Origin of the sequence: Kitasatospora sp. NPDC058478, from assembly GCF_042720345.1 — a bacterium.
In the GTDB taxonomy this organism is placed as follows: domain Bacteria; phylum Actinomycetota; class Actinomycetes; order Streptomycetales; family Streptomycetaceae; genus Kitasatospora.
This window is the reverse complement of record NZ_JBHXML010000023.1, coordinates 1-23,506: the sequence shown is the minus strand read 5'-3', so window position 1 is coordinate 23,506 and position 23,506 is coordinate 1. Positions and strand designations below refer to the sequence as shown.

26 protein-coding genes are annotated in these 23,506 nt (G+C 72.3%); 13 read left to right on the top strand and 13 right to left on the bottom strand.

The features are described 5' to 3' along the window. Nucleotide 1: 1 nt before the first annotated feature. Nucleotides 2–715, top strand: coding sequence for a creatininase family protein (locus ACFWPT_RS14965; RefSeq protein ID WP_380482087.1), 714 nt, complete (start codon nucleotides 2–4; stop codon nucleotides 713–715). Between the two features lie 71 nt (nucleotides 716–786). Here ACFWPT_RS14965 and ACFWPT_RS14960 read toward each other — a convergent pair whose 3' ends face one another. Further along, on the bottom strand, nucleotides 787–1,116 hold the full coding sequence (locus ACFWPT_RS14960) for an antibiotic biosynthesis monooxygenase family protein (protein ID WP_380482085.1): 330 nt from the start codon (nucleotides 1,114–1,116) through the stop codon (nucleotides 787–789). A 51-nt stretch (nucleotides 1,117–1,167) separates the two neighbouring features. Between ACFWPT_RS14960 and ACFWPT_RS14955 the strand changes: the two genes are divergently transcribed. Both ACFWPT_RS14955 and ACFWPT_RS14950 read left to right on the top strand, forming a co-directional pair. Next, on the top strand, nucleotides 1,168–1,494 hold the full coding sequence (locus ACFWPT_RS14955) for a recombinase family protein (RefSeq protein WP_380482083.1): 327 nt from the start codon (nucleotides 1,168–1,170) through the stop codon (nucleotides 1,492–1,494). A 27-nt stretch (nucleotides 1,495–1,521) separates the two neighbouring features. Then, nucleotides 1,522–2,064 carry a helix-turn-helix domain-containing protein gene (locus tag ACFWPT_RS14950; protein ID WP_380482081.1) on the top strand — a complete coding sequence of 181 codons (543 nt, stop codon included), beginning with the start codon at nucleotides 1,522–1,524 and terminating at the stop codon, nucleotides 2,062–2,064. A gap of 134 nt (nucleotides 2,065–2,198) precedes the next feature. On the opposite strand, the gene ACFWPT_RS14945 is transcribed toward ACFWPT_RS14950, so the two are convergent. Next, nucleotides 2,199–2,492, bottom strand: coding sequence for a hypothetical protein (locus ACFWPT_RS14945; RefSeq protein WP_063347403.1), 294 nt, complete (start codon nucleotides 2,490–2,492; stop codon nucleotides 2,199–2,201). Nucleotides 2,493–3,044: 552 nt separating this feature from the next. Here ACFWPT_RS14945 and ACFWPT_RS14940 point away from each other — a divergent pair. Both ACFWPT_RS14940 and ACFWPT_RS14935 read left to right on the top strand, forming a co-directional pair. Continuing rightward, complete coding sequence (locus ACFWPT_RS14940) at nucleotides 3,045–3,179, top strand: DUF397 domain-containing protein (RefSeq protein WP_380482078.1); 135 nt, start codon at nucleotides 3,045–3,047, stop codon at nucleotides 3,177–3,179. Between the two features lie 565 nt (nucleotides 3,180–3,744). Further along, complete coding sequence (locus ACFWPT_RS14935; protein ID WP_063347404.1) at nucleotides 3,745–3,933, top strand: hypothetical protein; 189 nt, start codon at nucleotides 3,745–3,747, stop codon at nucleotides 3,931–3,933. A gap of 75 nt (nucleotides 3,934–4,008) precedes the next feature. Here the strand turns inward: ACFWPT_RS14935 and ACFWPT_RS14930 are convergent, their stop codons facing one another. Further along, entirely contained in the window at nucleotides 4,009–4,419 is a 411-nt protein-coding gene (locus ACFWPT_RS14930; RefSeq protein ID WP_380482076.1) for a cupin domain-containing protein, read from the bottom strand. Nucleotides 4,420–4,482: 63 nt separating this feature from the next. Between ACFWPT_RS14930 and ACFWPT_RS14925 the strand changes: the two genes are divergently transcribed. Then, entirely contained in the window at nucleotides 4,483–5,007 is a 525-nt protein-coding gene (locus ACFWPT_RS14925) for a MarR family winged helix-turn-helix transcriptional regulator (protein ID WP_380482074.1), read from the top strand. 39 nt (nucleotides 5,008–5,046) lie between these two features. Continuing rightward, a complete protein-coding gene (locus tag ACFWPT_RS14920; protein WP_380482072.1) occupies nucleotides 5,047–6,069 on the top strand; it encodes a S41 family peptidase in 1,023 nt (340 codons plus the stop codon). Here the strand turns inward: ACFWPT_RS14920 and ACFWPT_RS14915 are convergent. After that, nucleotides 6,066–8,138: an MFS transporter gene (locus ACFWPT_RS14915; RefSeq protein ID WP_079135556.1), complete on the bottom strand. Its 2,073-nt coding sequence runs from the start codon at nucleotides 8,136–8,138 to the stop codon at nucleotides 6,066–6,068. The two genes, ACFWPT_RS14920 and ACFWPT_RS14915, sit on opposite strands and share 4 nt — an antisense overlap. 357 nt (nucleotides 8,139–8,495) lie before the next feature. On the opposite strand from ACFWPT_RS14915, the gene ACFWPT_RS14910 reads away from it, so the two are divergent. Then, the gene (locus tag ACFWPT_RS14910) at nucleotides 8,496–9,611 is read left to right on the top strand and encodes a peptidoglycan-binding protein (RefSeq protein WP_380482070.1); all 1,116 of its coding nucleotides are present in this window, start codon (nucleotides 8,496–8,498) and stop codon (nucleotides 9,609–9,611) included. A 17-nt stretch (nucleotides 9,612–9,628) separates the two neighbouring features. Here ACFWPT_RS14910 and ACFWPT_RS14905 read toward each other — a convergent pair whose 3' ends face one another. The 4 genes from ACFWPT_RS14905 to ACFWPT_RS14890 form a co-directional block, all read right to left on the bottom strand. After that, nucleotides 9,629–10,219 carry a TMEM165/GDT1 family protein gene (locus tag ACFWPT_RS14905; protein WP_063351072.1) on the bottom strand — a complete coding sequence of 197 codons (591 nt, stop codon included), beginning with the start codon at nucleotides 10,217–10,219 and terminating at the stop codon, nucleotides 9,629–9,631. 265 nt (nucleotides 10,220–10,484) lie between these two features. Continuing rightward, nucleotides 10,485–11,201, bottom strand: coding sequence for an ABC transporter permease (locus ACFWPT_RS14900; protein WP_380370612.1), 717 nt, complete (start codon nucleotides 11,199–11,201; stop codon nucleotides 10,485–10,487). A 50-nt stretch (nucleotides 11,202–11,251) separates the two neighbouring features. After that, nucleotides 11,252–12,868, bottom strand: coding sequence for a dolichyl-phosphate-mannose--protein mannosyltransferase (locus tag ACFWPT_RS14895; RefSeq protein WP_380370468.1), 1,617 nt, complete (start codon nucleotides 12,866–12,868; stop codon nucleotides 11,252–11,254). Nucleotides 12,869–13,068: 200 nt separating this feature from the next. Further along, nucleotides 13,069–14,361, bottom strand: a complete 1,293-nt coding sequence (locus ACFWPT_RS14890) for an MFS transporter (protein ID WP_380370465.1) — start codon at nucleotides 14,359–14,361, stop codon at nucleotides 13,069–13,071. A 159-nt stretch (nucleotides 14,362–14,520) separates the two neighbouring features. Between ACFWPT_RS14890 and ACFWPT_RS14885 the strand changes: the two genes are divergently transcribed. Beyond that, entirely contained in the window at nucleotides 14,521–15,081 is a 561-nt protein-coding gene (locus ACFWPT_RS14885; protein ID WP_063347409.1) for a MarR family winged helix-turn-helix transcriptional regulator, read from the top strand. A gap of 158 nt (nucleotides 15,082–15,239) precedes the next feature. On the opposite strand, the gene ACFWPT_RS14880 is transcribed toward ACFWPT_RS14885, so the two are convergent. From ACFWPT_RS14880 to ACFWPT_RS14870, 3 genes are all read right to left on the bottom strand, one after another. After that, entirely contained in the window at nucleotides 15,240–17,069 is a 1,830-nt protein-coding gene (locus ACFWPT_RS14880; RefSeq protein ID WP_079135560.1) for a glycosyl hydrolase family 18 protein, read from the bottom strand. 334 nt (nucleotides 17,070–17,403) lie between these two features. Continuing rightward, nucleotides 17,404–18,039 (bottom strand): hypothetical protein, encoded by a 636-nt coding sequence (locus ACFWPT_RS14875; protein ID WP_380370460.1) that lies wholly within the window; start codon nucleotides 18,037–18,039, stop codon nucleotides 17,404–17,406. A gap of 163 nt (nucleotides 18,040–18,202) precedes the next feature. Next, nucleotides 18,203–18,763: a DoxX family protein gene (locus ACFWPT_RS14870; protein WP_063347410.1), complete on the bottom strand. Its 561-nt coding sequence runs from the start codon at nucleotides 18,761–18,763 to the stop codon at nucleotides 18,203–18,205. 200 nt (nucleotides 18,764–18,963) lie between these two features. Between ACFWPT_RS14870 and ACFWPT_RS14865 the strand changes: the two genes are divergently transcribed. Then, nucleotides 18,964–19,596, top strand: coding sequence for a MarC family protein (locus ACFWPT_RS14865; protein WP_063347411.1), 633 nt, complete (start codon nucleotides 18,964–18,966; stop codon nucleotides 19,594–19,596). A 16-nt stretch (nucleotides 19,597–19,612) separates the two neighbouring features. Here ACFWPT_RS14865 and ACFWPT_RS14860 read toward each other — a convergent pair whose 3' ends face one another. Further along, nucleotides 19,613–20,158, bottom strand: a complete 546-nt coding sequence (locus ACFWPT_RS14860) for an NADPH-dependent FMN reductase (protein ID WP_380370457.1) — start codon at nucleotides 20,156–20,158, stop codon at nucleotides 19,613–19,615. Nucleotides 20,159–20,252: 94 nt separating this feature from the next. Next, nucleotides 20,253–20,696 (bottom strand): Lrp/AsnC family transcriptional regulator, encoded by a 444-nt coding sequence (locus ACFWPT_RS14855; protein WP_063347413.1) that lies wholly within the window; start codon nucleotides 20,694–20,696, stop codon nucleotides 20,253–20,255. Between the two features lie 215 nt (nucleotides 20,697–20,911). Here ACFWPT_RS14855 and ACFWPT_RS14850 point away from each other — a divergent pair, with 215 nt between their 5' ends. From ACFWPT_RS14850 to ACFWPT_RS14840, 3 genes are all read left to right on the top strand, one after another. Further along, nucleotides 20,912–21,742, top strand: a complete 831-nt coding sequence (locus ACFWPT_RS14850) for a tryptophan 2,3-dioxygenase (protein WP_380482067.1) — start codon at nucleotides 20,912–20,914, stop codon at nucleotides 21,740–21,742. A 14-nt stretch (nucleotides 21,743–21,756) separates the two neighbouring features. Next, nucleotides 21,757–22,983 (top strand): kynureninase, encoded by a 1,227-nt coding sequence (kynU, locus tag ACFWPT_RS14845; RefSeq protein WP_380482065.1) that lies wholly within the window; start codon nucleotides 21,757–21,759, stop codon nucleotides 22,981–22,983. Between the two features lie 161 nt (nucleotides 22,984–23,144). Beyond that, nucleotides 23,145–23,414 carry a hypothetical protein gene (locus ACFWPT_RS14840; protein ID WP_380370449.1) on the top strand — a complete coding sequence of 90 codons (270 nt, stop codon included), beginning with the start codon at nucleotides 23,145–23,147 and terminating at the stop codon, nucleotides 23,412–23,414. Nucleotides 23,415–23,506: the final 92 nt, after the last annotated feature.

Genomic DNA, 23,506 nt, shown 5'->3' with positions numbered 1-23,506 from the left:
CATGGACGCACTGATCACGGCCGCCACCTCCGCAGACGAACGCCGGCGCGGCGCCAAGATCGCCGTACTGCCGGTCGGCAGCTTCGAGCAGCACGGCGACCATCTGCCGCTCACCACCGACACCATCGTCGCCGGCCTGATCGCCCAGCGGATCGCCGCCGACTACGGCCTGTTCCTCCTGCCGCCCATCACGGTGTCCTGCTCGCATGAGCACGCCCACATACCCGGAACCGTCAGCATCAGCGCCGCCACGCTCTACGCCGTCGTCAACGACACCTGGAAGTCGCTCCAGGCGTCCGGCGTTCCCGGCCTGCTCATCGTGAACGGCCATGGGGGCAACTACGTCCTCTCGAACGTCGTCCAGGAGGCCAACACCTCCGGCCCGCGCGTCGCCCTCTTCCCGGTCCGCGAGGACTGGCACCAGGCCCGCGAGGCGGCGGGCCTGGTGAGCAGCGGCGCCGAGGACATGCACGGTGGCGAGTTGGAGGTGTCGCTCCTCCTCCACGGCGCCCCGGAGCTCATCCGCGACGGCATCGAGCAGGACGACCATTCCGCCCCCGAGCGCCCGCACCTGCTCACGCTCGGCATGGCCGGGTACACGAAGAACGGCATCGTCGGGCAGCCCTCCCTCGGAACGGCGGCGAAGGGCCGCGCCCTCCTCGACAGCCTGTCCCGGTCTGCCGCCGCGCATCTCTCGATCCTCGCGGGCGGCTGAGAGGCACTTCGGGCCCTTCCCCTGCTGGGGAAGGGCCCGAAGGGAAAAGCGAACAACCGCGAAGTGAGGCGTCAGGCCTTGGGGCCGGCGGACTGGACGACCTCGAAGGACCAGAGGGTGGAACCGGAGGCGGCGGGGCGCTTGGGGGCCTCGCCCTCCGGGGCGGCGGGGCGGTGGGCGGCCTGCATGGGGCCCGCCATCCACGCCTTGAAGTCCTCCTCGCTGCGCCAGCGGGTGTAGACGAGGTACTGGTCGGTGCCCTCGACGGGGCGGAGGAGCTCGAACCACTCGAAGCCGTCCGAGTTCTCCACCGCGCCGGCGCGGGAGGCGAAGCGCTGCTCCAGGACCTCCCGCTGCTCGGCGGGAACCGTCAGTACGTTGATCTTGACGACGCTACTCACATGACACCTCTCATCGTTAGGCCCGCTACCTGGGCACTTAACCTTGACCACGTGCGAGCAGTCTCCTACATACGACAGTCAAAGAAGCGTGAGGACGACTCGCAGGCTTCGCCGGCTGCCCAGCGAACGAAGACCGAAGCCCTGATTCTCGCGAAGGGCTGGGAGAGCAACGGCCACTTCGAAGACGTCGGCAAGTCGGGCTGGGACCTCTGGGAGAAGCAGCGCAACGGCCGTAACGGGTCGCTGGTGGCCAAGCTCCACGGTGCCCGGCTCGTGCTGTCCAGCGAGAGGACGGCCGCCCGCCTGGACGAAGCGTTCGTGAAGCTCTTCACCGCCGCCGTCCTGCTCACCTCGCACCAGAAGTACAAGCCCGCGTAAGACTTCACACCGACCGCTCTGCTCATCATGTCCGGCAACGACAAGCCGACGATCCGAGGCACCGACGAAGGCATCTGGCGGCGCTTCCGCTGCGTCCCGTGGGACGAGTCGTTCATCGGAAGGGAGGACAGGGGATTCAAGGGCCGCCTACTGGCCGAAGCGGAAGGCATAGCGGCTTGGGCGGTCCGGGGCGCCGCCGAGTGGTTCGAGCACGGCCTGAACGAGCCGGAACGAGTCACCAGGGCTACCGGCGAATACCGGGAGGAGTCCCACCCGTTCGCCGACTGGGTGGCGGCCAACTTGGAAGCAACGCCGGACGGCTTCGTGCCGAACAGCGAGATCAAGCAGCGGGCAGGGCGGATGCACCCGAAGCTCCCCGGACAGGCGCAAGCGTGGTCCAAGGACTACGTCCGCCCCGGCGACACCCTGTGCGTGTGGAAGCTGGACCGGTTCGCCCGGCCGCCGATTGACGACCGCCACGCCAAGGGGGAGAGCGTGAGCAGCATCGCGAAGGCGCTCGGGATCAGTCGGGCGACGCTGTACCGGCACTTGGAGGACTCCGAGTCGTAGCCGCCGCGCCTGCCGTGGGAGCCGTCTGCACCACTGTGGGTGGACGGCTCTTTCACTGTCTCTGGCGTCCGCCATCTTGACAGCACGATGCCCCGGTACGGGCTCTGAGAGGTCCGTACCGGGGCGGCGCCAGTTCACCAGCGCGAGCAGAGGTAGTCCACCACAGGCGCCAACCGGGTGGTGGCGGACGTGGGCCCAGCCGTGTACGCCGCGAGAGCAATCCCGGCGCCATCCACGACCGTGAGCCCCGCTGGAATGGCCGTCCCGCCGCTGACGACAACGACGGGCTGACCGTCCCGGTACTCGATCGACAGTGTGCCGATATCCTCGGGCTTGACCTGATCGGCCGGGACCAGCACGGGTTCGGCCGTCCCGGGCGTGAGCTTGATCGGGGCCGGGCCCTTTGAGTTGGGCGTGGTCTCGGGCATGACTGTCTCCTCACTGGCCGGCTCGCTGCCGACGCGCCTGGACCTTCCCGTGACTGTCCGTCACCAAACCATCGCCGTTCTGATCGCTCGTCCGGCCGGCTGGGCGGGGCGCTCCGGAAGTTCCCGGCCGTGGCCGCCAACGGTCCCGACCCCAGCTCGAAGCACGCGCCCTGAGTGTGATGCCGTTTCCAGACCCAAGATTCGCCAACTGGGATGTTGAACAAGCGGGTTCGGTCCAGACACGCTAAACAAAGGCACCCAATAAGGCGGCCCTAAGCCCTCTTAGCGGGCGCTTCGGCTGCCCCCAGCGCCGCTGAACAAGAGCCCCCGCACCGTCCCACCCTTATCAGGTGAGGTCAGATGCGAGGGCCCTTCCACGTCTGCACTGTTCCAACGCCAGCTCCCGCTGGGGGATTTGAGAATCCCCTCCCAAGGGGGTGAGGACCGCAAAGGAAGATCGAGAGAGAGGACAGTGCAATGACCGCCCGCCCCGAATTCGAGTTCGTCACCATCGCGGCGTGCCAGAACACGGTGCGCAAGGCTTGCCCGTAGGTGGCCACCAACATCTCCGGCGTCGTCGCCTTGCGCGACAGCGAGCGACCCGGTGAGGTGGTCACCATGACCCGCGAGGCGTGGGCGGAGTTCACCGACGCCGTCAAGTGCGGGGAGTTCGACCTGAGCGCGTAGGAGACCCGTGGACTGTCCGCTGTGTGATCAGCCCATCGCGTTCGACCCGGAGACAGGCCAAGGCTTCTGCTTCCGGTGCGACCAGTGGGCGACCGTCTACCCGGATCAACCGGACCCGTACCGGTACACGCCCAAGAATCGGCCCTACCGGCCGAGGAGGCACGGGCCGAACGACCACCCGGGTAGCAACGGTGGGCAGTCCACGCCCGCATGACCCCGAAGACGGCCCCGTCCATGCATCGTCCCCCGTGACGCATGGGCGGGGCTTCGCCGTCCGGCGGCAGTTCCTACGACGGCCGATCAGCGCTTATGTGAGTGACTTGACACATTCGTTGATCTTGACGACGGACATGCCGCCCCTTCTGCTCCGCCGGGGCCGCGGGTGCGGCCGCCGGTCCGGTGACTGTCTGCGGTCAGCAGTCTCCTACACCTCACACCGCGCGGGTCGGGCGATCCGGGGTCTGTCGATCGTGACGCTCCGCGGCAACTTGCCCGAAGTGCAGGCGGAGAGGGGGCGTGCAAGCCTGGTTGGAGAACCCGAAATCCAACCGAATGGGGCACAGCCATGGGTATCGGCGACAAGTTCCGGGACAAGGCCGAGCAGTTGGAGGAGGAGGCGAAGTCGCGCCTCGGCAACAAGCCCCCGAAGGCGGACGACGCCCAACAGAAGGCCGCCCAGACCCAGCAGCAGGGCCAACAGCAGGGCCAGCAGAACCTGGACGACCTACCGGACGACATCGACGACCGGAAGTAGCGGCCAAGACCGGGCGGGGACGGCCGAGGCAGATCCTCGACCGTCCCCGTACTCATGTCCGGACCGCTTCGCGGGTCAGGCGATCCACGGCGGGAGGAGGCGCTCGGCGTCGCGGGGGGCGAGGCCGCAGGCGCCTTCGGGGGTGACGGCGTCGGGGTTGTAGGCGTGGGCGGGGGACGGGCCGGCGACGATGGCGGTGAAGCCGTCGGCGGTGGTGATCCGGCGGGCGAGGTCGGCGGGGAGGACGAGGGTGTCGCCGGCGGTGAGGGGCACCGGGCCGTCGGGGAGGGTGACGGTGGCGGTGCCGGTGAGCAGCGTCCAGATCTGTTCGACGTCCATGGCGTGGAGCGGGCCGCTCTTGCCGGCCGTCATGTCGACCTGCCACAGGGCGAGGGTGGTTGAGCCCTGGGTGGGTGAGGCGTAGGTGGTCATGACGGCGTTCGGCGTCTCGGTGCGGCGGGCGTCGGCGTGGCGGATCACGGGCATGGCGAGGGAACCCCCTAGGATGGTCAATGGCGTTGTCTATATGGTCAATGAGGTTGTCTACCCATGTCAAGCGAGCCCGCGAGCACCCCCACCGGCACACCCACCGGCACACCCACGAGCGAACCCGCCCCGCCCGGCTTCGAGTTGCCGCTGCGCCTGCTGCTCACCTTCCGGACGATCATCGACGAGCTGCACGAGCGCATCGCCCGCGAGGGCCACCCCGACCTGCGGCCCATGCACGGCTTCGTCTTCCAGGCGATCGGACCGCACGGCACCACCGCCGTCGAACTCGGCCGCCGGCTCGGCGTCTCCAAGCAGGCCGCTGGCAAGACCATCGAGAACCTGGAGCAGCTCGGCTACGTCGAACGCGGCGGCGACCCGGCCGACGCCCGCCGCAAGGTCGTCCGACTGACCGCCCGCGGGGTGGACTGCCTGGTCCGGTCGGCCCGGATCTTCGACGAGCTGCGCGCCGAGTGGTCCGCCACCCTGGGCGAGGAGCGCCTGCGCGAGGTGGAGACGGCCCTGCGCCTGCTCGCCCCCGGCGACCCGTTCCGCCTCGATACCCCTCGCTGGTTCGGCGGCCCGTGAGGAAGAATCAGGAGCGGAACGAACCACAGGGGGAAGCGGATGAGACGGCTGGGACGGACGGTCGCAACGGCGGCCGTACTGGTGCTCGCGGCGTGCTCCTCGCCGGTTCCAGGGTCGCCGCTCCCCGAGCACATGTCCCCGGAGGCCCGCGGCTACCTCTCGGAGACCCTGGACCTCATCCAGCAGAAGTCCCTCAACACCGCGAAGGTGGACTGGCCGGAGCTCCGCACCCAGGCCTTCGCCCAGGCGGCCGCGGCCCGCACCCCGGCCGACACCCACACCGCGATCAGGGCCGCCGTCACCGCCCTCGACGACCACCACAGCCGTTTCTACCCGCCCGACCAGGCGGCGAAGGTCGACGCCGACCCGGAGGCCGTGAACACCCCGACCGCCCGGCAACTCACCGGCCGCATCGCCCAGTTGACCCTCCCGGCGGTGAACGGATCGGAGCGCACCTACGCCGAGTACGTCGCCCGCGGCCGTGCCGCCGTCGCCGAAGTGAGCGCCTGCGGCTGGGTGGTGGACCTGCGGGGCGAGACCGGGGGCGGGATGTGGGCCCCGCTGGCCGTCGCGGCGCCGATCCTCGGCGACGGCCCGCTGGGCGCCTTCGTCACCGCGGACGGCACCCGCAGCACCTGGTCGGTCCGCGACGGCGTGCCGTACCTGGACGACGCCCCGCAGGCTTCCCCCGCCACCCGCCACGACGAGGCGCCCGCCCACCACGACAAGGCGCCCGAAACGCCCGTCGCCGTCCTCACCGGCCGCGCGACCGGCAGCGCGGGCGAGGCGGTCGCCATCGCCTTCATCGGCCGCCCGGCCACTCGCAGCTTCGGCCGGCCCACCTACGGGGTGCCCACCGGCAACGCCGCCCACCGGCTGTCGGACGGCGCCGTCCTGCTGCTCACCGGCGCCGCCGAGGCCGACCGCACCGGCCGGGTCCACGAGGGCCCGATCGAGCCGGACGAGGCGGTCGAAACGGCCGACCCCCGCAAGGACGACGACCCCGTGCTCGCCGCCGCCGTCGCCTGGCTCTCCAACCAGACCCCCTGCAAGGCAAGCTAGAACGACCGCCCCTCGCCCCGGTACGGCGGCTCGTGGGCGGGCCGGTCCGGGCGATCGCGCCGGTCGGCGCAGAGGGTGGAGCTGAGGCGGGTGAGCAGGTCGGCGAGGTCGGCGTACTGCTGCTCGTCCCAGTCGCCGAGCAGGTCGGCGAGTTGCGAGCGCCGGGCGGCGACCAGCTTGACGGCCGCCTCCGCCCCCGGTTCGGTGAGCCGTAGCGGCAGCCCGCCGCTGCGGGCGGCGAGGCCGCGGCCCTCGACTTCCCGGACGGCGCTCTCGATGACGGCGATCGGGATGATCCGCCGCTCGGCGAGTTCGGCCGGCTCGACCGAGCCGTGGTGGTGCATCTGCAACAGCAGCCAGCTGGAGGCGGGTTGGAGGTCCAGACCGGCCCCCTCGGTGATCCGCCGGAAGAGGTCGCGCCGGGCCTCGCGGGTGCTCAGCACCGAGAGCGCGCGGGCGATCTCGTCCAGCGACGAGCGTTGGACGGGGTTGAGGCCGATGGATTCGCTCAGGTCGGGTGCGGTGACGGTGGAGCGCAGCTTCTGCTCGCGCAGGAACAGCGACAGCACGAAGGCGACCAGCGCGACGGGCACCGCGTACAGGAACACCCGGGTGATCGACTCGGCGTACGCGTGGTGGACGGCTTCCTGGACGACGGCGGGCAGCCGGGTGATCACCCGCGGGTCGGAGGTGATGGCCTCGGGGTGGAAGCCGGGTGGCAGCGGCAGGCCGGTGAGGGCGTCGGCGAGCCGGTCGCGCAGCCCGCTGGCGAACAGGCTGCCGAAGATGGAGACGCCGAAGGAGGCGCCGATGGAGCGGAAGAAGGTGGCGCCGGCGGTGGCGACGCCGAGGTCCTGGTAACCGACGGAGTTCTGCACGATCAGCACCAGCACCTGCATGACCAGGCCCAGCCCGAGGCCGAAGACCAGGAAGTAGAGGCTCATCTCGGTGGTGCTGCTGTGCTCGTCGAGCCGGGAGAGCAGCAGCAGGCCGACGGTGGTGACGGCCGTCCCGGCGATCGGGAAGATCCGGTAGTGGCCGGTGCGGGCGACGATCTGGCCGGAGCCGATCGAGGTGAGCAGCATGCCGAGCACCATCGGCAGCATGTGGATGCCGGACAGGGTGGGCGAGACCTGCTTGACGACCTGGAGGAAGGTCGGCAGGTAGGTGAGGGCGCCGAACATCGCGAAGCCGACCACGAAGGAGATCACCGCGACCAGGCTGAACGTCCGGGAGCGGAACAGCCGCAGCGGCAGCACCGGTTCGCCGGCCGTCCGCTCGACCAGGACGAAGGCGAGCAGCAGCACCAGGCCGAGCACGCCGAGCCCGACGATCTGCCAGGAGGTCCAGCCCCAGGTGGTGCCGCCGAGGGAGGTCATCAGCACCAGGCAGGTGGCGACGGCGGCGATCAGCACGGTGCCGAGGTAGTCGATCCGGTGCTGGCGCCTGGTCTCCTGCCCGGGCAGGACGGCGGCGATCACCACCAGGGCGACGATGCCGATCGGCAGGTTGATGTAGAAGACCCAGCGCCAGCTGAGGTTGTCGACGAACAGGCCGCCGAGCAGCGGGCCGAGGACGCTGGTCACGCCGAAGACGGCGCCGAAGAGGCCCTGGTACTTGCCGCGGTCCCGGGGGGAGACGAGGTCGCCGACGATGGCCTGGGTGAGCACGATCAGCCCGCCGCCGCCCAGGCCCTGCAGCGCGCGGAAGGCGATGAGTTCGCCCATGTTCTGGGCGATGCCGCAGAGTACGGAGCCGAGCAGGAAGATCACGATGGAGGCCTGGAAGAAGCGCTTCCGGCCGTACATGTCGCCGAGCTTGCCCCAGAGCGGGGTGGCGGCCGTGGAGGCCAGCAGGTAGGCGGTGACCACCCAGGAGATGTGGTCCAGGCCGCCGAGGTCGCTGACGATGGTGGGCAGCGCGGTGGAGACGATGGTCTGGTCGAGGGCGGCGAGCAGCATCGCCAGCAGCAGGGCGCCGATCGGCACCCAGAGGTTGGGGACGGTGACCTCCGGCGGGCCGGGCTCGTACGCCGGGCTGCGGTCGGACGCGGCGCGCGAGTCCGTCATGGCGGCTCCGTAGGGTCGCGGGCCCCGGCCGAGGCGGCGGGCCCGTGCGGATGATCACTCCCAGCTCACCATGCTGTCAGAAATGCCCCGGTTTGCTCCCTCGGATTGAGCCGAACGTAGCCGCCGGACCCACCGACCCAGGACACACCGCACCGACCCGACCGCCGGCACCGGGGACATCCGCCGCTCCCCGACCGTTCCTCGGGAAACAACCGCCACCAACCGGCACAACACCCCCGCCCGGGTCCGGACGCCCCTGTCCCCCCTCCGGGACGTCCTGCATAATCAGGCGCGATCGTGAGCCCGGGAACCGCCCCGGGGCACGCAGACCGCCCGAGAACCGAGGAGGACCGGCCGATGCCGGACCAGCACTGCCCGACGTGCGGCACCGCACGCTCCACCGGGTGCGGCTGCGTCCCGGACCCGAGCCTCACCGAGACGGCCGTCCTCCCGCACCTCGAAGGCCCGCCACTGGTCCGCCCGTACGTGCCGCAGGCGGTCGGCCAGGTCGCCGAGGAGCCCGTGGCGGACGTCCCCGCCGTCGACCCGTTCGCGACCACCGTCCTGCCGCCGGTCGCCCCGGAACAACCGGCCCCCGTCCACCCCGCCCCGCCCGTCGTTCCCCCGCTGGGGCCGGACGCCGACGCCTACGCCACCACCGTGCTGCCGCCGGTGCCCGCCTCCGGGCCGGGCGCCTACGCGGCGGCGACGGCCCCGCAGGCCGCGTCCGGCGGCGACCTCGGAGTCTTCCCCTTCGACCACGCGGCGCCCGAGCCGGAGCCCGTCGGCGGCCGGGCCGCGCGCAGAGCCGCCGAGCAGGCCGCGCAGAACCCGCTGGCCCGGCACAAGCTGCTGCTGGCCGGGGTGGGCGCCGGCCTGGTCGCGCTCACCATCGGCATCGCGTACGCGGTGACGCCCTCGCCCGCACCGACGACCCGGCAGGCGCAACCGCTGCCCACCACCCTGGCGCCCGCGCCGGTGGAGCCGACCGCCCCGGCACCGACGGACCCGGCCACGCCGCCGCCGCCGCCGACCAGCGAGGCGCCGAGCCCGACGTCGCCCCCCAGCCGCAAGCCGAGCCCGACGAAGACGGCCACCCCGGCGCCGACGCCGACCACCCAGGCCCCGGTCGCCGCTCCCCCGGCCCCGGCTTCCGTCCCGACCCCGCCCCCGACACCCACGCCCACCCCCACCACCGCGACGCCCACGCCGACCCCGACCCCCACCCCGACGCCGACCCCGACCACCCGGGTGCTCCAGATGGGGATGACCGGCGCCGACGTCAAGGACATGCAGCAGCGGCTGTGGGCGGCCGAGTGCGGATACGTCGACAAGTCGATGATCACCGGGACCTTCGACTTCTGGACCCGGTCGGTGCTCGGCGACTACCAGACCAGCAACCGGATCAAGGGCGAGACCTTCGTCTACGGCCCGAAGACCCGGGCCGCCCTGGAGGCCGACCCGGGCTGCTGAGCCCCGCGGACAAGGGGTCAGCCGGTGATCGCCCCGAAGATGCTGATGCCCGCCAGCACCACCATGATCGCCGCCGCGACCCGGATGATCAGCTTCATCGGCACGTACTTGAGCAGCTTCTGCCCGCCCACGATGGCGAGCCCGCCGACCGCGCACAGCGCCAGCCACGCGCCGAGGCCGACGGCCAGCGGATCGGCGTACTTGGCGGCCAGGTTGGCGGTCATGATCTGGGTCAGGTCGCCGAACTCGGCGACCGCGACGACCAAGAAGCTGGCCCCGGCCACCTTCCAGAAGCTGTTCGAGGACGGCTCCTTGGCGGCGTGCCCCTCCTCGTCGTCGCCCCCGCCGTGGAAGAGCAGCATGGCCGCACCGGCCAGGAACAGCACGCCGGTGACGCCCTCGACCCAGCGGTGCGGCAGCAGCGAGAGCAGGTGCCCGGCGGCGAGGGCGAGGACGACCTGAACGCCCATCGCCGCGGCGACACCCGCGAAGACGTAGCTGGCACGGTACTTGGTGCCGAGTACGAGGCTGGCCAGCGCGGTCTTGTCCGGCAGTTCGGCCAGGAAGATGATGCCGAACGTCAGCGCGGCCACGGTCAAACTCATCAGAAAGGGTCCCTCGGTCGGGCTGCCCGGCCTCCGCAGGTCCGTCAGGGGACGCTTCGGCCCGACAGCACTGGTCATGGTCACAGCACTGCGGCCGAAGGTCTCGCCGGCACCGACCCCGGAGGATCGGGTGCCCCGGGCGCCGGGCCCGTGAGGGCCAGTATGTCGACGGTCCGGTGGAGGGCTACTCCCCTTCAACGTGCTCAAGGGTACCCGACCGCGTCCAGTACCCAAGGCGGCCCGGTCCAGCGCTCACCAGCCCCCGCGCTCACCGGCCCGCGCTCACCAACCCCCGGCCGACCAGCTCCAGCACCACCACGATCGCCACCGACTCCACCGCCAGCAGCCCGACCAGCACGAACAACTGCACCGCCCCCGCCTGGACGGGCGAGGCGCCGCCGAGCAGCATGCCGACGAAGGCGCCGGGGAGGGTGACCAGGCCGACCGTCCGGGTCTGGTCGAGAGCGGGCACCAGCGAGGTCGCGGCGGCGGTGCGGCAGATCTCCAGCCGGGCGTCGCGGTCCTCGAAGCCGAGCGCCAGGGCCGCCTCCACCTCGCCGCGGCGCTGCCGCAGTTCGTCGAGGGCGCGCCGCCCGGCCAGCGAGGTGGCGGTGAGCGCGCCGCCGATCAGGATGCCTGCGACGGGGATGACGGACAGGCCCTTGGCCGGCAGCAGTCCGACGGCCAGCAGCAGGGCGAGCACCGGCAGCACGCCGGCGCCGATCGGCGCGGCCGCCCAGACCCAGTCGGGGCCGGGGGTCATCCGCCGCCCGGCGGTGCGCACCGCGACGGTGAACATCAGCAGCACGAACAGCGCCGACCACCAGAGCGAGCCGACCACCCAGCTGATCACCGCGGCGACGGCGGCCAGTTGCACCACCGCGCGCAGTCCGGCCCGCAGCACCGCGTGCCCGTGGCCGAGCAGGCCCCGGCCGGCCACCGCGACGGCGGCCAGCAGCAGGACGGCGGTGACCACCCCGAGCATCGGGGTGACGGGCAGCAGCTGACCGCCCGCGGCGGACAGGGGCACCGGTGTCAGATCCAGCTGGTGAACCACATCCGGTCCTGCCAGGACGTCATCGGGATCACCTCCGCCGTGTACAGCGGGTAGAAGAAGGCGAAGCAGGCGACGATGGCGAGCACGATCAGCCCGGCGCCGGCCGCGCCGATCCGGCGGCGTTCGGGGCTGCACCCGGCCGGGCCGAGGATCGCCCCGAGCATCTGCGCGACGGCCAGGCACAGGAACGGCACCAGGACGACCATGTAGAAGGAGAAGACGGTCCGCTCCTGGTACTGGAACCAGGGCAGGTAGATCCCGGCGACGGCGCACAGCACGGCGCCCGAGCGCCAGTCCCGGCGGAAGAACCAGCGCCACAGCAGGTAGACCAGGGCGAAGCAGGCCGTCCACCAGAGCAGCGGGGTGCCGAGGCCGAGGATCTGGGACGCGCAGCCGCCGGTGGCGGTGCAGCCGTGCTGCCCGTTCGGGACCTGCTCCCAGTACATGGAGACGGGACGGCCGACGACCAGCCAGCTGAAGGGGTTGGACTGGTAGGTGTGCGGGGTGCTCAGCCCGGTATTGAAGTCGTACATCTGCGAGTGGTAGTGCCACAGGCTGCGCAGCGACGCGGGCACCCAGCTCATCGACACCTGCGGCAGCGGGACGCCGAGGAAGGTGTCCGGGGACAGGCCGGGGCGGCCGTCGGCCCAGTGCCGGTCGTACCCGCCCTCGCCGTTGCCGCCGCTGGCGAGCCAGCCGGCCCAGGCGCCGACGTACACCACCAGGGCGGAGCCGACCATGGCGAGGAAGGCGGGGACGGCGTCGCGGCGCAGCATCGAGCGCCAGGGGCGGCGGGCGCCTGCCCCGCGGCGGCCGGACTGGTCCCACAGGACGGTCAGCAGGCCGAAGGCGGCGAGGATCATCGCGCCGTTCCACTTGACGGCGCAGGCGGCGCCGAGGAGCACCCCGGCGGCGATCCGCCAGGGGCGCAGGCCGAGCCGGGCGCGGTCGCCGTCGGTGACGCCGGCCAGCCGGGCGCGGACGTGGTCGCGGTCGATCAGGAGGCTGCCGAAGGCGGCGAGCACGAAGAACATCTGGATGCCGTCGAGCAGCCCGACCCGGCTCATCACCAGTTGGAGGCCGTCGACGGCCATCAGCAGGGCCGCGGTGCAGCCGATCAGGGTGGAGCCGAAGAGCCGGCGGCCGATCCGGGCGAGCATCAGCACGGTGACGGTGCCGAGCAGGGCGGTCATGAACCGCCAGCCGAAGGGGTGCATGCCGAACAGCTGTTCGCCGATCGCCATCACCCATTTGCCGAGCGGCGGGTGGGCGATGAACTCGGGCGCGGAGGTGAGCGGGATGTGCTGCGGGACGGCCAGGACGTCGGTGTTGGCGTGGTCCGGCCAGCTGCCCTCGTAGCCCTGCCGCAGCAGCGACCAGGCGTCCTTGGGGTAGTACGTCTCGTCGAAGACGAAGGCGTTGGGGTAGCCGAGGTTCCAGAACCGCAGCAGGCCGGCGAAGAGCGCGACGCCGATCGGCCCGAGCCAGCCGGACCAGTCGGCCGACAGGCGGAGCAGCCGGCCCCGGGCCGGTGCCGGGGCGGCGGGGGCCGGGGCCTGGGCCGCCGGGGGGTGCGTGAGCGCCGCTTGCGTCATTGCCTCGCCGATTCGCCTGTCTCCTGTGCCGGCCGGGTCTCCTGTACCGACCGGGCCGGGCGGCCAACAGCCACTGACACTATGTGGCGGTGGTCGCGAAGCCAAGCGCGACGGGCGCCGGCCAGGTGACCCGGTCGGCGCCCGTCGGCACGCCTGTTCGATCGGCGGTCACGCCGCCGCCCGCAGCCCCCCGTCGGCGGTCACGCCGCCGTCTGCAGCTCCCGGACGACCGTGGTGCGGACCACGGCCGGGGCCGCGTTGTCCTGCTCCGGCGTGAGGTACGGGCGCAGCCGCAGCGCCAGGACGACGACCAGCAGCGTGGAGCCCGCCATGGCCGCGAGGTAGAGCGGCCAGGTGCCGGAGCCGACCAGCAGCACGCCGACGGCCGGGCCGACCGCGATGGCGATCTGCTTCACCAGGGCGTACCCGGAGTTGTAGGTGCCGAGCAGCCGGGCCGGGGCGAGGTCGGCGACGATCGGGCCCATGGTGGGCGCGAGCAGCGACTCGCCGACGCCGAACAGCGCGTAGATCGAGACGATCGCGACCGTGGCGGCCATGGTCTCGGTCCGGATCAGGCCGGCCACCAGGGCCATCGCCCAGGCGCCGAGCCAGACCACGCCGGCCGCGGCCATCGCGGTGGTGCGGCGGCGGCGCGCGGTGATCCGCACCATGAACATCTGCAGGACGACGATGGTCAGCGCGTTGGCGCCGATCGCGAAGCCCAGGGTGGAGGGCGGCGTGCCGACGGTGTCGGTGGCGAAGGCCGCGACGCCGGACTCGAACTGGCCGTAGCAGGTGAAGAAGATCAGCCCGGCGAGCGCGCAGAGCCGCAGCATCGCCTTGTCGGCGACCAGCGCGCGCAGGCCGGTCGGGCCGTCGCTCTTCTCCTGGAGGGGGATCAGCGGGTTGGCCGGCATCCGGGCGGTGCCGGTGACCAGGGCCAGGCCGAGGAAGGTCGCCGCCTCGATGGTGAACAGCCGGGTGAGGCTGGCCGGGTCGGCGACGTTCACGATCTGGCCGCCGACCAGGGCGCCGATGCCCATGCCCAGGTTGACCAGGGTGAACTGGAGCGCGAAGGCGTGCGAGCGGGTCGCGGCCGTCGAGCAGCGGACGATCATCGTGGCGAGCGCCGGCTGGCAGGTGGTCACACCCGCGCCGAACAGGAAGGAGGAGACCAGCAGGGCCGGGGTGCCGGTGGCGTGGCCGAAGGCGAACGCGCCGGTGGCGGCGAGCGCCGTGCCGGCCAGCAGGACCGGGCGGGGCCCGTACCTGTCGATGCCGCGACCGGTGAACGGGAGGACGGCGAGCGCCGCCAGCGCGAAGACGGTGAACACCATCCCGGCCGCCAGCGAACCCAGTCCGCGCACCTGGTCCACGTACACGAACATGTACGGCATCGTGAAGCCGCTGCCGAACGCGCTGAGCGCGTTGCCGATCTGGACGCGGCGCAGCGGGCCGCCCGCCCCGCGTCGCTGCCGCCTCTGCTGCTTCACCGTGCCGGCCACCGTGCACATCCCTTCCTGGATTCAACTGGATACTCTTAAGGTCCAGAAGATTTCAGAGCTAAAGTTTGACAAGATAAAGTCTTAGCACCGGAAGAGTGTTGAGTCAAAGGCTTAAGGGATTCACGCCTCCGTGCGACACTGGTCCGCATGACTACGGACAAGCCCGCGCCGGCCACCGCCAGGGAGCTCGGCATCGCCGAGCAGGTGGCCGTCTACCAGCGGGAATTCCCCACCGTGGACCCCCAGGTGGAGACCATCGTGCAGACCCTGTCCCGGGTCGCCCGACGGATGGGCGTGGCCTACGACCGGCAGCTGACTGTGCTGGGAATCACGGCCGCCGAGTGGGAGGTGCTCAAGGCACTGGTGGTCTCCGGCAGCCCGTACCAGCTCGGACCGGGCGAGCTGGCCAAGCGGCTCGGACTCACCCCGGCCGCGATGACGCACCGGATCGACCGGATGGTGGCCGAGGACCTGGTCACCCGGGAGCGCGACGAGACCAACCGGGTCCGGGTGATCATCGAGCTCACCGACAACGGCCGCGACAAGTGGCTGGAGTCGATGCGGATGGCGGCGGTGTTCGAGGAGGAGCTGCTCCAGGACGTCACGGGCGAGGAGCGGGCCGTGCTGTCCGCGATGCTGGCGCGGATGCTGCGGCGGATCGAGGAGAGCCGGCCGGACGCGCCCGGGCGCACCGCCGACCCGGCCTGAGTCGCGCGCCCGGGTTGCACTCCCGGATCGCACGCCCGGGTCGCGCCCCCGAAACGCAACGAGTCCGGCCCGCCGGGGGTGCTCCCCCGGCGGGCCGGACTGCTTGGTTCAGGTGCTGCGAAGGTCCGTCAGGCCCTCAGCTCGTGCCGCCCGAAGGGTCAGCAGGCGCCGTTGTCGGTCCAGACGCCCCACTGGCCGCCCTGGCTCGGGTCGTCGCCCTTGGTCCACCACTTGTTGGTGTAGTAGTGGCCCTTCCACGAGACCTTGGTGCCGCCGGCCGCGTAGGTGGTGTTGGCGTCCCAGCTCGGGGCGGCCGGGCAGCCGGCCGGCGAGGTCGGGGTGCCGGTGGGGGTACCGGTCGGGGTACCCGTGGGGGTGCCGGTCGGCGTGCCCGTGGGCGTGCCGGTCGGGGTCTGGGTCGGGGTCGCCGTGCTGCTCGGGGTGCCGGTCGGCGGGGCCGGGCAACCGGCGGCGGAGCCGTTGGTGGCGTTCACCATCGTGTCGAACAGGCCGGTCTTGGTGCCCAGGTCGTACAGCGAGAAGGCGAAGGAGCCGCCGAGGCCGTTGCAGTGCGCGTAGTCCAGCTTGGCCTGGATCGACCGGGTGTCCTCACCGCTCCAGAAGGTGTTGCCGTCGTAGAAGTACGTGGCCTTGGCGTCGTCGTCCCAGAAGGTCTTGGACGGGTTGTCGACGAAGCCCGCGAGCTCCTTGTACATCTGGATGCCGGGGACGTTGCCGGACATCGCCGCGCCGGTCGCCGGGCTGGCGGCGGGCTGGAACAGGCCGTTCTTGCCGTTGTTCTGGACGCCGGTCCAGCCGCGGTAGTAGAACGGCACACCCATGTTGATCTTGTTCGCGGGGAAGCCGCCGGGGATCCCGTAGTCCGCGTCGCCGACCGTCCACGCCTTGATCGCGTTGTCGATCGAGTACTTGCCGTGGCCCGGCTTGACCGGGGTCGACGGGTCGTTCGGGCCCGCGTAGAGCGCGGCCTGGTGGTTGGTCGGCCCCTGGGCGTCCCAGCCGCCGTGCATGTCGTAGGTCATGACGTCGAGGAAGGTGAGGTACTGACCGATCTTGTCGGTCTCGACGTTCATGATCTTGTCCTGGCCGGCGCCGACCGCCGCCGACAGGGCGTAGGTCTTGTTGTCGGCCTTGCCCTGAGCGTCCAGCTGGGTGCGGAACTCCTTCAGCAGCGCCGTGAAGTTCTGCTTGTCGGCCGGGCTGGAGATGTTGCCGGTGTGGCCGCCGCCGCCCGGGTACTCCCAGTCGATGTCGATGCCGTCGAAGACACCGGCGCCGGTGCCCGGGCCGCCGTAGCCGGCGTCGCTCGGGAGGTTGCCCTTGATGAACATGTCGAGGCAGGACGACACCAGGTGCTTGCGCGAGGCGTCCGTGGCGGCCGCCGGCGAGAAGTACTTGGAGTAGGTCCAACCACCCAGCGAGAGCAGGATCTTGAGGTTGGGGTTCTTCGCCTTCAGCTTCTTCAGCTGGTTGAAGTTGCCCGCGATCGGCTGGTTCCAGACGTCGCCGACGCCGTCGACCGAGATGTCCGCGCCGAAGCTCTTCTGGTAGTCGGCGAACGCGTCGGCCGCGCCGTCACCCGCGTTGGGGTTGTTGTCGTTCGTGTCGGCGGCCTTGGTCGCCTCGAAACAGCCCAGGTCGGTCGGGTGGATGTTCCCGAAATCGTAGATCAGGTAGTCGAGCTTCCCGGCCACGCCGGTGTCCTGGATCGTCTTCGGGTAGTACGCGTTGGCGTAGACCGACCACTGGTCGTAGTAGGCGACCTTGATGCCGCCGCTGGTGGCGGCCGCGCCGGTGGTGTTGGTGGTCGCGGCGTTGGCCGCGGCGCCGCCGGTCAGCGCGAGGCCCGCGCCGAGCAGCACGGAGGCGGCGGTGCCGGCCGCGACGGCGGCCAGGCTCTTCGGGCGGCGTCGACGGCCGCCCGTCGGAGCCGGGGTCCCGGCCCTTTCAATGCGTGAACGCAGCATGGGTGCGTGACTCCTGGTTGTGGGGGTTTGCGTCGTCCCGTGGGGATGCGCCCGAGGTGGGGTCGGGCGACCGGGACATGACAGCTCAGTGCGGGGAATCGTGCGGGGAATCGAGCGGGATCAGCGGGATCGGGCCTGGACGGACACCGGGATGTGCCGAACCGGCGCCCGCGGCACGAGGCCGTTGACGCCGGTTCAGGGGCTCCCTGCACCTGGGCAATAAAAATGGACTAGACCAACTCCCCCGTCAAGGGGTCCCGTTGGGCCTTGAGCCGCGCTTAAGGTTCGGCCCCCGCCGGACACCCGCGCTGACCTGCGCGCCAGTAGCGGGGAGTCAGTAGCGCAGCGCGTTCGCCACCACGGCCTTCAGGCTGCCCGAGAGGTCCCGGTTGCTGCGCGCGGTGGCCTGGGCGCTCCGGCCGGCCGCCACGTCCTGGACCGTCACCGCGGTCGCATCCTGCACCGAGCCGGAGTCGTCGGTGAAGTCGACCTGGATCACGTACCGGTACGACTGCTGCCCGTGGTTGGTGACGGTCAGCTCCACCTGCGCCCTGCCGTCCGAGCCGGTGCTCACCGCCCCGACGGCCACGTCCCCCTTGGCGTCCAGCCCGCCCTTGATCCCGGAGACCGCCGAGGAGGCCGCCGACACCGCCGCCGAGGCCCGCGCCTCCGCCGAGGCGATCACCGCCCCCGCCCCGCCCGCCACCGAGGCCAGCGCCGAGGCGGCGGACGCGGCGGCCGAGGCGCCCCGCTCGATCGCAGCGGAGGCCGAGGTGGCCACGCTGCTCGCGCTCTTTCCGGAGGAGCAGCCCGCCAGCGCCACCGCGGCGACCATGGTGGCGGCCAACACCCCGGCCACCGACCGGCGTTGGCGGCGCACCGGCGGCGCGTCCAGGTGCCGCGCGGTGACCCGCGGCCTCGAACCGATCCGGGTGAGCGGCTGGCGGTCCATGCGGTCCAGGCGGTCCATGCGGTCCCTCGTTTCTGCCTCGGCGCCGGGCTGCCCGGCACGCCTCCCCGCCCACCCTCCGAGGGCCGCCCGGGGGCCGCCAGCAGGACTGGTGCCTCCGGGTGACCCGGGCGAGCAGGCCGGCGCGGGCCGCCCCCGGACAGGACCTGGGGCCGCCGGCGCGTCAGGACAGCCCCGAACCCTCCTGCGCGTCCGCCTCCATCGCGGCCCGCTCCTCGCGCAGCCGCACCACGTGCCGGCGCCGCGCCACCACGCCGTACGCCCCGGCGACGGACCCCGCGAAGGCCGCCAGGCCCATCCACGGCCGGTCGAGGACGTGGCAGGTCAGGTGGTCCAGCGAGTACCGCCCCGGACCGGCCAGGCCGAGCGCCAACCCGGCCGCGCCGAGGAAGGCCGGGTACTCGTAGCCGCCGGAGGTCGCGAAGAAGCCCCCGGGGGCGTGCACCGCCACCGCGCCGGCCATCGTCCCGGCCACCACCGCGCCGGCCGCCCCGGTGGCCAGCCCGGCGACCAGCAGCACGCCGCCGCCCGCCTCACCGGCGCCCGCCGCGATGGCGCTCTGCCGACCGGGGTGGAAGCCCATGTGCTCCATCGCCTGGGCGGTGCCCTCCAGGCCGCCGCCGCCGAACCAGCCGAACAGCTTCTGGGTGCCGTGCGCGATCAGCACCCCGCCGACCGCGCCGCGCAGGGCCAGCAGGCCCAGGTCCTTACGGTTCAGACACATGTCGCATCCTCGCTCCCGGGCAGGTGATCCGACTTCCATGGGAGCCGAGAGCGCGCACCCGTTCGAGCCGGGACGGCCATCCGGGCGAATTCGTCGGCGACCGGGAATGAACCGCCCCCCGACGAGATTCACGCCACGCCCGACCGCGGGGCGTGGCGTGGCGGAGCGGCCGCACCAGCCGCCGCGGTCATGCTTGGCGCATGTTCGTCTTCAATCTGAGCAGCGCCTTCATCACCTTCTTCGCCGTGGTCGGACCGCCCAAGGTCCTGCTGGCCTTCGCCCGGCTGGCCTCCACCCGGAGCACCCGGGAACTGCGGCGGCTGGCGGCGTGGAGCACGGTCATCTCGGCGGTGATCGGCCTGGTGCTCGGCTTCACCGCGGACGAGGTCACCACGCTCTTCCACATCAGCGACCAGTCGCTGCAGCTCGCCGGTGGGGCGATCTTCTTCATCTACGCGGTCGCGCTGGTCTTCGGCGTCCACCTCGGCGGCGAGAGCGAGGACGGCGACCACCTGCCGAACCCGATGGTGGACGGCATCCGCGAACTGCTGCTGCCGTACATCGCCAGCCCGCTCGCGGTCACCGCCGTGCTGGTCGCCTCGCTCGCCCGCAACGACTGGGGCTGGAAGGCCACCATCGGCGGGGCCTACCTCGCGGTCGTGGTGATCAACTACGTCTGCGTGGCCCTGCTGGCGCCGCTGATGCAGCGCACCCACCGCACCTCGCTGGAGGTGCTCTCCCGGCTGCTCGGGCTGCTGCTCGCGGCGGTCGGCGTGGAGCTGTTCCTGACCGGCCTGGCCGGGCTCGGGGTGCACATGCCCGAAGGGCACTGAGCCCGGCCGCCGCCCGTCAGACCGCGGCGGCCGCCAGCCGGGCCAGCACCTCGCCGATCCGCTCCCGCACCAGCGGATCGGCGACCAGCCCGTCCGGGCCGACCGCCCCGCGGTCCAGCGGGATGCGGACGCAGGCCCCGTCCACCACGGCCGCGCCGGTGTAACCGAGGACGGTGCGCAGGGTGGCCTCCGCGCCCTGACCCCGGCCCGGGCCGGCCGCGTTGATCCAGCCGGCGGGCTTGTCCGCGATCTCCGTCCCGCCGACCGTCCAGTCCAGCAGGTTCTTGAAGGAGCCGGGCAGCGTCCCGGCGTACTCGGGGGTGCAGACCAGCAGCGCGTCGGCGGCCTCGACGGCGGCGCGCAGGGCGGCCACCGGCCCGGGCAGCGGGTCGGTGTCGTGGTCCGGGTTGAAGTGCGGCAGGCCGGCCAGCCCCGCGTAGTAGGTGGCCCGCAGGCCCGGGGTGGCGGCGGCCACGGCGGCGGCGGTGCGCAGCACGGTCTCGTTGGTGGAACCGGCCCGCAGGCTCCCGGGCAGCAGCAGGATGTGACGCTCGTTCGGCATGCCGAGGAACCTACCGTTCCGGCCCCGGGCCGCTCGGCGGCCGTGCCGGCGCCATGGCGCCACGCCGGGGCGACGGCGCTACGGCTCCACGGCGCTACGCCCCGGCGGGCGCGACCACCGGCCGCCAGGGCACCGGGCTGGAGAGGATCATCGAGCTGGACGGCTGGCCGTAGCCGCCGAGCCGGTCGCACAGGGCCTCGAAATCGGCCATCGTGGGCACCGCGACCAGCAGCGCGCAGCAGGCCCCGCCGGTGACCCGGTGCAGCTGGAGCACCTCCGGCCAGGCGGCCACCTGGGGGTCGCGCAGCACGCAGCGCGGGCCGTAGCACTGGATCTGGACCAGCGCGGTGATCGGCAGTCCGGCCCGGCTGAGGTCCACGTGGGCGTGGTACCCGGTGATCACGCCGTCGGACTCCAGTCGGCGGACCCGTTCGGCCACCGCGGGTGCGGACAGGCTCACCCGGCGGGAGAGTTCGTTGTAGGAGAGCCTGGCGTCGGTCTGCAACTCGGCCAGCAGGCGGCGGTCGACGGCGTCCATGGCGGCTCCCGGAGTGACTGGAATGGGTGGTTTCGCGATCGTAAAGCGAATCGGCCGAACGCCTCGCGAACGACAGCCCGGATCGCGGTTGCGGTGTCCGTCGACCATTCAACCGGGGGGTCGCACCGCCGCACAATGGGCACCCCGGTGGAACCAGGCCGTCCGTCTGGTCGCCGGTCCGGGCGACGGGCCCGGGTGGATCAGGAGGAATCGGGATGGGGCACGACACGGTGGAGACGCCCAGCCTGTCGTTCGGTCGGCGCGGGGAGCCGGATCGGGGCACCCCGTACGCCCGCTACGTGTGCCTGGACGAGCTGCACAGCCTGCAGCACCCGCGCAGCAAGGTGCCGGCCGAGCTGTCGTTCATCGTCACCACGCAGGTGATGGAGCTGCTGTTCGACCTGCTGCGGCACGAGTGGACGCTCGCCCAGCGCGCGCTGCGCGAGGACGACCTGCCCACCGCGCTGGCCGCGCTGCGGCGCGGCACCCACGCGCAGGACGTGCTGGTGGAGTCCTGGGACCTGCTGGCCACCATGACGCCGCAGGAGTTCAACGGCTTCCGCGCGGAGTTCGGCCAGGCCTCCGGCTTCCAGTCCGCGGCCTTCCTGCACCTGGAGTTCCTGCTCGGCAACAAGAACGCCGCACTGCTCGCGATGTACGACGGGATGCCGCGGACGCAGGCCGAGCTGACCGAGGCCCTGCGCTCCCCCGGCCTGTACGACGACGCGCTGGCCCTGCTGGCCCGGCACGGCCTGCCGCTGCACCCGGAGCCCTCCGAGCAGCGCTACCGCGCCAGCGACGAGGTCGCCGCGGCCTGGCGCCTGGTCTACACCGACCCGGAGCACGCCGACCTGCAGCCGCTCGCCGAGGCGCTGCTGGACGTCGCCGAGCGGGTCACCCGCTGGCGCCAGCGCCACCTGTCCGCGGTCAAGCGGACCATGGGCGGCAAGCCCGGCTCGGGCGGCTCCAGCGGGCTGAGCTGGCTGCGCAGGTCCGCCGAGCAGGACGTCTTCCCGGAGCTGTGGACGATCCGGGACGAGCTGTGAACGAGGGGATGGGCATGGTCACGCGCGAGGAGTGCGCGGCGCTGGACGCCGTCGACCCGCTGGCGGCGTTCCGCAAGGAGTTCGCCCTGCCGGACGGGGTGGTCTACCTGGACGGGAACTCGCTCGGCGCGCTGCCGGTACGCACCGCGGAGCGGGTGCGGCAGGTGGTCGAGGAGGAGTGGGGCCGGGAGCTGATCCGCAGCTGGAACGACGCCGGCTGGTTCGAGCAGCCCTACCGGCTGGGGCGGCGGATCGCCCCGCTGGTCGGGGCCGGCCCGGAGGAGGTGGTGGTCTGCGACACCACCTCGGTGAACCTGTTCAAGGTGCTCGTCGCCGCGCTGCGGCTGCGCCCCGGGCGGCGCACGGTGCTGGGCGACGGCGAGGCGTTCCCGACCGACCTGTACATCGCCGAGGGCGCCACCGGCCTGGTCGAGGGCGCGCGCAGCGTGCTGGTCCGGCCGGAGGAGCTGGACCGGCACCTGGACGGCGACGTCGCCGCGGTCGTCCTCTCGCACGTGGACTACCGCACCGGCGAGCTGCTGGACCTGCCCGGGATCACCGCCCGGGTGCAGGCCGCGGGCGCGCTGATGATCTGGGACGTCTGCCACTCGGTGGGCGCGCTGCCGGTCGAACTCGGCGCCGCGGGCGCGGACTTCGCGGTCGGCTGCACCTACAAGTACCTGAACGGCGGCCCCGGTTCGCCGGCCTTCCTGTACGCCGCGGAGCGGCACCTGGCGGCCGGCCCGCGGCAGCCGCTGAGCGGCTGGTTCGGGCACGCCCGCCCGTTCGCCTTCGAGCCCGGGTACGACCCCAAGCCGGGCATCGGACGCTTCCTGACCAGTTCGCCGTCACTGCTCGGACAGGCCGCACTGGGCGCGAGCCTGGACGTCTGGGAGCGCGCCGAACCGGCCGCCGTCCGGGCGAAGAGCCTGGCCCTGACCGACCTGTTCATCGGACTGGTCGAGGGCCTGGACGGGATCGACGTGGTGACCCCGCGCGAGCACGCCCGGCGGGGCAGCCAGGTCGCGCTGCGGCACGCCGACGGCTACCCGGTGGTGCAGGCGCTGATCGCGCGCGGCGTGATCGGGGACTTCCGTGCGCCCGACCTCATGCGGTTCGGCTTCACCCCGCTGTACCTCTCGTACACCGACGTCTGGGACGCGGCCCGGGAGCTGGCCGAGGTGCTGGCCGGCGGGGAGTGGCGGGAGGAGCGGTTCTCCCGCCGGGGCGAGGTGACCTGAGGCCCGGCGCCACGGCCCGGGCCCGGCGCGGTCCGGGCCTGGCGTCGGCGGACAGTCCGTCACGGGACAGTGACGCAGGTCATGTTCAGGTAAAGTTCGACCCCCATCATCCTTGGGAAGCCTCCCGGTTGACTCACCGTCAGCCGCAAAGGGAGGTTTGCATGAACATCGAACTCGGACCGCTTGAGCCCGAACCCTTCATGCTGGCCCTGGGGTTGACCCTGCTCTTCCTGATCACGTGGACGCTGGGCCACCGCCTCCTCCCCCGCGTCGAGCGGGCCCAGGCCGAGCGGTGGGACGCGACCGGGGGCCGCACCGAACGCGCCGACGCCATCCGCGCCGAAGCCGAGGCCGGCCGGGTGGTCGGCGAACCGGTGCACGCCGTCGCCGCCGGCCGCCGCACGGTGGACCGCTTCTTCCGCTCCCGCTGAGCCGCCGTCGGCCCCCCGCCCCCGCGGGGGGGGGGGGCGGCGCGGGCCGGGGGCGGGGCGCCGGCACCCCCCCCGGCCCCGCAGGTAGAAAC